This is a genomic window from Lentilactobacillus parakefiri, assembly GCF_002157585.1.
Lineage (GTDB): Bacteria > Bacillota > Bacilli > Lactobacillales > Lactobacillaceae > Lentilactobacillus > Lentilactobacillus parakefiri.
In genome coordinates this window covers 530-4,384 of record NZ_BDGB01000020.1, presented here as the reverse complement: position 1 = coordinate 4,384, position 3,855 = coordinate 530, and the positions used below count along the sequence as shown (strand labels likewise).

The 3,855-nt window shown below is 35.5% G+C and carries 4 protein-coding genes and 3 pseudogenes; 4 read left to right on the top strand and 3 right to left on the bottom strand.

From position 1 onward, the window contains the following. Positions 1–139 (top strand): IS3 family transposase (locus LPKJCM_RS13860; RefSeq protein ID WP_165758553.1); only part of this gene is annotated, 139 nt, incomplete at its 5' end. Positions 140–179: 40 nt separating this feature from the next. On the opposite strand, the gene LPKJCM_RS01140 is transcribed toward LPKJCM_RS13860, so the two are convergent. Next, a complete protein-coding gene (locus tag LPKJCM_RS01140; RefSeq protein ID WP_087069503.1) occupies positions 180–833 on the bottom strand; it encodes a PHP domain-containing protein in 654 nt (217 codons plus the stop codon). A 117-nt stretch (positions 834–950) separates the two neighbouring features. Between LPKJCM_RS01140 and LPKJCM_RS14015 the strand changes: the two are divergent. Together LPKJCM_RS14015 and LPKJCM_RS01130 are read left to right on the top strand one after the other, a co-directional pair. Next, positions 951–1,539, top strand: a pseudogene (locus LPKJCM_RS14015) (IS30 family transposase); the annotation flags it as partial. A gap of 180 nt (positions 1,540–1,719) precedes the next feature. Next, a pseudogene (locus LPKJCM_RS01130) lies at positions 1,720–2,046 on the top strand (recombinase family protein); the annotation flags it as partial. A gap of 343 nt (positions 2,047–2,389) precedes the next feature. Here the strand turns inward: LPKJCM_RS01130 and LPKJCM_RS01125 are convergent. Together LPKJCM_RS01125 and LPKJCM_RS01120 are read right to left on the bottom strand one after the other, a co-directional pair. Continuing rightward, a complete protein-coding gene (locus tag LPKJCM_RS01125; RefSeq protein WP_057961241.1) occupies positions 2,390–2,755 on the bottom strand; it encodes a hypothetical protein in 366 nt (121 codons plus the stop codon). 51 nt (positions 2,756–2,806) lie between these two features. Beyond that, a complete protein-coding gene (locus tag LPKJCM_RS01120) occupies positions 2,807–3,313 on the bottom strand; it encodes a hypothetical protein (protein ID WP_057961242.1) in 507 nt (168 codons plus the stop codon). Positions 3,314–3,463: 150 nt separating this feature from the next. Between LPKJCM_RS01120 and LPKJCM_RS13370 the strand changes: the two are divergent. Continuing rightward, a pseudogene (locus LPKJCM_RS13370) lies at positions 3,464–3,855 on the top strand (transposase); the annotation flags it as partial.

Genomic DNA, 3,855 nt, shown 5'->3' with positions numbered 1-3,855 from the left:
GAATTATGAAACTGCCGCTGCTGTCCTTTTTGAATATGTGCATGCTTTCTACAATAGGAAGAGACTTCATAGTTCACTGGGCTACCAGACCCCCTTACAAGTTGAAATCGCAACACTTACGAGCCAAATGGCCGCCTGATTTAATGCTTTCCATGGTTCAAATAAGTTATTAATCACGATTAATGATTTATTTGAGCTGTGGAAGGTAAACGCGGTTCTGAATGTCTCTTAAAATCTGTCTCAAATATTGACTTCAATCCAAACCGATTTATATCAGATCTAGATGTATCTCTGCCATTTTCTGTGGCGTGTGAGTCGCTAAACAGTACTGGAACAATATGATTATCCTGCCAAACTTTTTGAAACTTCAAACTATTTGACACACCTCCTACTGCCGTTACACCGGATAGTTCCTCAGGCACCCTCATTGATTTTGATTTTCCTGTCTCAAAAATCATGATTGAATCCATATAAGAAGGAAAATACTTCAAAAAATCTTTTATTGTCAATTTGCTATCTTTTTCAAAAGATTTCATTTGTTCGGAAGCATTTTCTAATTCATCTAAATACTTTTCTTCATTAGGATAAACCAAATTAGTATGTCCATAAACTAGATCTAACTCCATGCCCGGGAAAACTCTAACACTGCTAACTTCTGTATTTATAAGATTAAAATTTTCTCGTGAAAAACTATTATGATTAGTAATGGCAATAGCATCTAACTTGGCTTCCTGTAAATATTTTTTAAGCCATTCAAGTGAAAAATCGAACTGTTCATCTTTGTTGTTCGATTTTGGAAGAGTGTGAATATGAAAATCAATTTTTTTTACCATACTAAGCCACCTCATCATAAATGCCTATACCTGAATATTTCTTAATATAATCTATGCATAAATGTTTTAACATAACTAAATAGTATTAGTCAAAAATTTTTTTACCCCAATTTAAATTTTGTTTACCAATTCAAGACTGATTATCTAGGGATTGTCTGTCCCTCAGCACCGACGGTATATCGATACATTGATAACCAGCCAATTCAGACCTACCAGCTAAACTACGTCGCCGGGTCAAACGTCCCAGGACAAAGCATCACCGAATCAATAAGAAAAATTTGGGCCATTTAATGTAAACGAGGTGAATATGAGCCAGCATTAATGACTTTGACAGAGAGTGTTAGTCGTTTAGAGGCTATCGTTAAACTTCTTAATTATCATGCCGGTACATGCTTAAAAGCCTTCCAGAACAACTTATATGACTATGGAACTGAACACTTTAAAATCATTACTTCTGATAACGGTGCTGAGTTCTAAAGTTTGTGTCAAGTCGATGGAATTGAAATCTACTTTGCCCGTCCTTATTCACCATGAAAACGTGGAACCCAAGAGAACACTAATGGCCCTTTGCGCGAATTCTTCCCGAAGGGCAGATCCTTGGCTTCAGCCTCACTCATTGACATTCAGATGGCTCAAGATACCTTACCGGCTACGGCGGTCATTGAACTATCGCTGCCCAGCCAATCTAATGCCTGAAATAGCTTAACAACTAGACCACTTCTAAGAATAGATTCTTAGTGTTGCACTTGATTTGACAATTGAGGAGAAGAATAAGAACCCCTTAAACTAAACGGCCACTAGGGTATACCCTAATGGCCGTTATTGTTTCTGTGCTATACTAGGAATTACAAATGTTCATTAGAACTGTCCAAAAGGAGACTTGGAAATGGCTAAAATCGGTTATGCTCGCGTGAGTTCCAAGGAGCAACATTTAGATCGACAGTTAGCTGCTTTAAGAGGCGTTGATAAATTATTTACAGATAAATTAAGTGGGGCTAACACTAATCGGCCAGAACTGCAAAAGATGCTGGCCTATATCCGTGAAGGCGATATTGTCCTGGTTACTGAATTAGACCGCTTGGGCCGAAACAACCAGGACTTAACTAAGATTATGAACACCATTCAAAACAAGGAGGCCACCCTAGATGTGTTGAATTTGCCGTCCATGACGGGGATTGCTGACCCCAATTTACGTCAACTTATGTCCCAGCTACACACTATTTAGATTTGCTATTATCAGTCTGAACAAATTGCTTTATTCCGCTATCAATGTTCTAATTTATAATGAAAATTATTTATGAACAAAAAGAAGTAGCAAAATCACTACTTCTTTGGATTTACTATTTTTGTGTATTTAATAATTAAATAACTGTTTATCAGCCATAAATCTAGCATTGGTAAAAGAGAAACATCTTGAAAGATATGCCAAGCAGGTATCCAGACGATTAATACTCCAATAGGCTTTAATAATATAAAGTTCCAATTCGGTGTCATCTAAATATAGACTTGCTATTTAATATACCTCTTACATATTTCCTGAGAAAGCGTCCAATATTTCAGAACCAATTCGTTCCTTTATATGTTTTTAATATTTTAAAAGATTTTCTGGAAGGCCAATTGACTGAATACCCAAATTTATCATTATTTGCTTTACCAAATTTGCCTCCAGTAACTTGCCAATCAACTCCCGCAACTCCACGGTACCAAGTCCTGACAATTTCTCCTTTATATAAATAACCGCCTTTCGTTATAGGATCTAAATAGGCATTCTTTACTTTGTAAATTGGAACTCTTTTCAATACTCTAACTTTATATTCATGTCGATATTTAAGTTCCCAGTCACTATTAGAGGCATTGGCCTTAATGTTTCCAAATGTTAAAAGTAAAAGTAAACCAGCTGTAAAAAATAATATTTTTTTCATTTAACGATTTTATTCTCCTACATAATATACTTTATTCGTCACATAATATCTCTATTGAATTTGACCATTATTATTGTTCTGGTGGCTATACAAATTTAAATCCGTCTTATCAGCATCCGTTGCCAACGCCTCTTCTATTGCCTGTTGTGCATCTATCATATCAGATTTATTAAAAAAAGGTACATTGATAGTAAAGGTAGAGCCACCCTTTTCAATAGCAAGTTGAGTCATAATTCCATTCAAAAAAGTGCCCATTCCAATGATTAAGATTATCAATCCCATAAACGCGCTGTTCGACATAATTGATATACCTAAAAGTATCAACACAATTCCTAATATAAATCTTCCGATTTTATAATTAGTGTTTAACTCAATATCCGTCACATTCTTCAAAGGTATATTTTGTTTAAATGTACCAGAAGGTATTAAACCTAAGAAAGTGTTTTTTTCAATTACTCTTATAAAACGGTAATCAATAGAAATCGATCCTTTAATCCAGAACAATAGTGCGCTAGCCGAAAAACCCTTTTTTACGTTAATAGGCTTTATCTCAGACATTAATTTCAATCTCCCTCTTATAATGTTAAATATAGTAATTCAATCAACGTTACCATAACACAATATCTAAGAAGATGTAAGGGGCTTTTAAGAAGCTGTCCAAGATCTATGATTTTTGATATACTTCTATGTAAAAAGCGAGTTTAAGCTATGAAAAATTATCCCAGCAATATTACTCGGCAACAATTTGAATTAATTCGACCAGCTTTAGAAAATTTTCGTAAGCGAACTAAGCCTCGAAAATATGACCTCTACGAGGTCTTCTGTGCGGTCCTATATGTCTTGAAAACCGGTTGCCAATGGCGTCAAGTCCCCGATGATTTCCCAGAATGGCGGTCAGTTTACAACTATTACAAAATTTGGTCAACTAAAGTTGAGCCTACGGCTGATTCTTTATTGGAACAAGTTTTAAAAAAATTGTCATTGCTCGGCGAACTTACCAAGGACGTTCAGCTTTAACTTCCTTTATTATCGTTGACGCTCAGAGCGTCAAAAACACCGCTACTGCTGAAAACAAAGGTTACGACGCTGGTAAGAAAATC

What these genes read in the sequence shown, in the direction of transcription:
- LPKJCM_RS01140 (WP_087069503.1), bottom strand. Translation starts at nt 833, where the DNA reads ATGGTAAAAAAAATTGATTTTCATATTCACACTCTTCCAAAATCGAAC.
- LPKJCM_RS01120 (WP_057961242.1), bottom strand. Translation starts at nt 3,313, where the DNA reads ATGTCTGAGATAAAGCCTATTAACGTAAAAAAGGGTTTTTCGGCTAGC.
- LPKJCM_RS01125 (WP_057961241.1), bottom strand. Translation starts at nt 2,755, where the DNA reads ATGAAAAAAATATTATTTTTTACAGCTGGTTTACTTTTACTTTTAACA.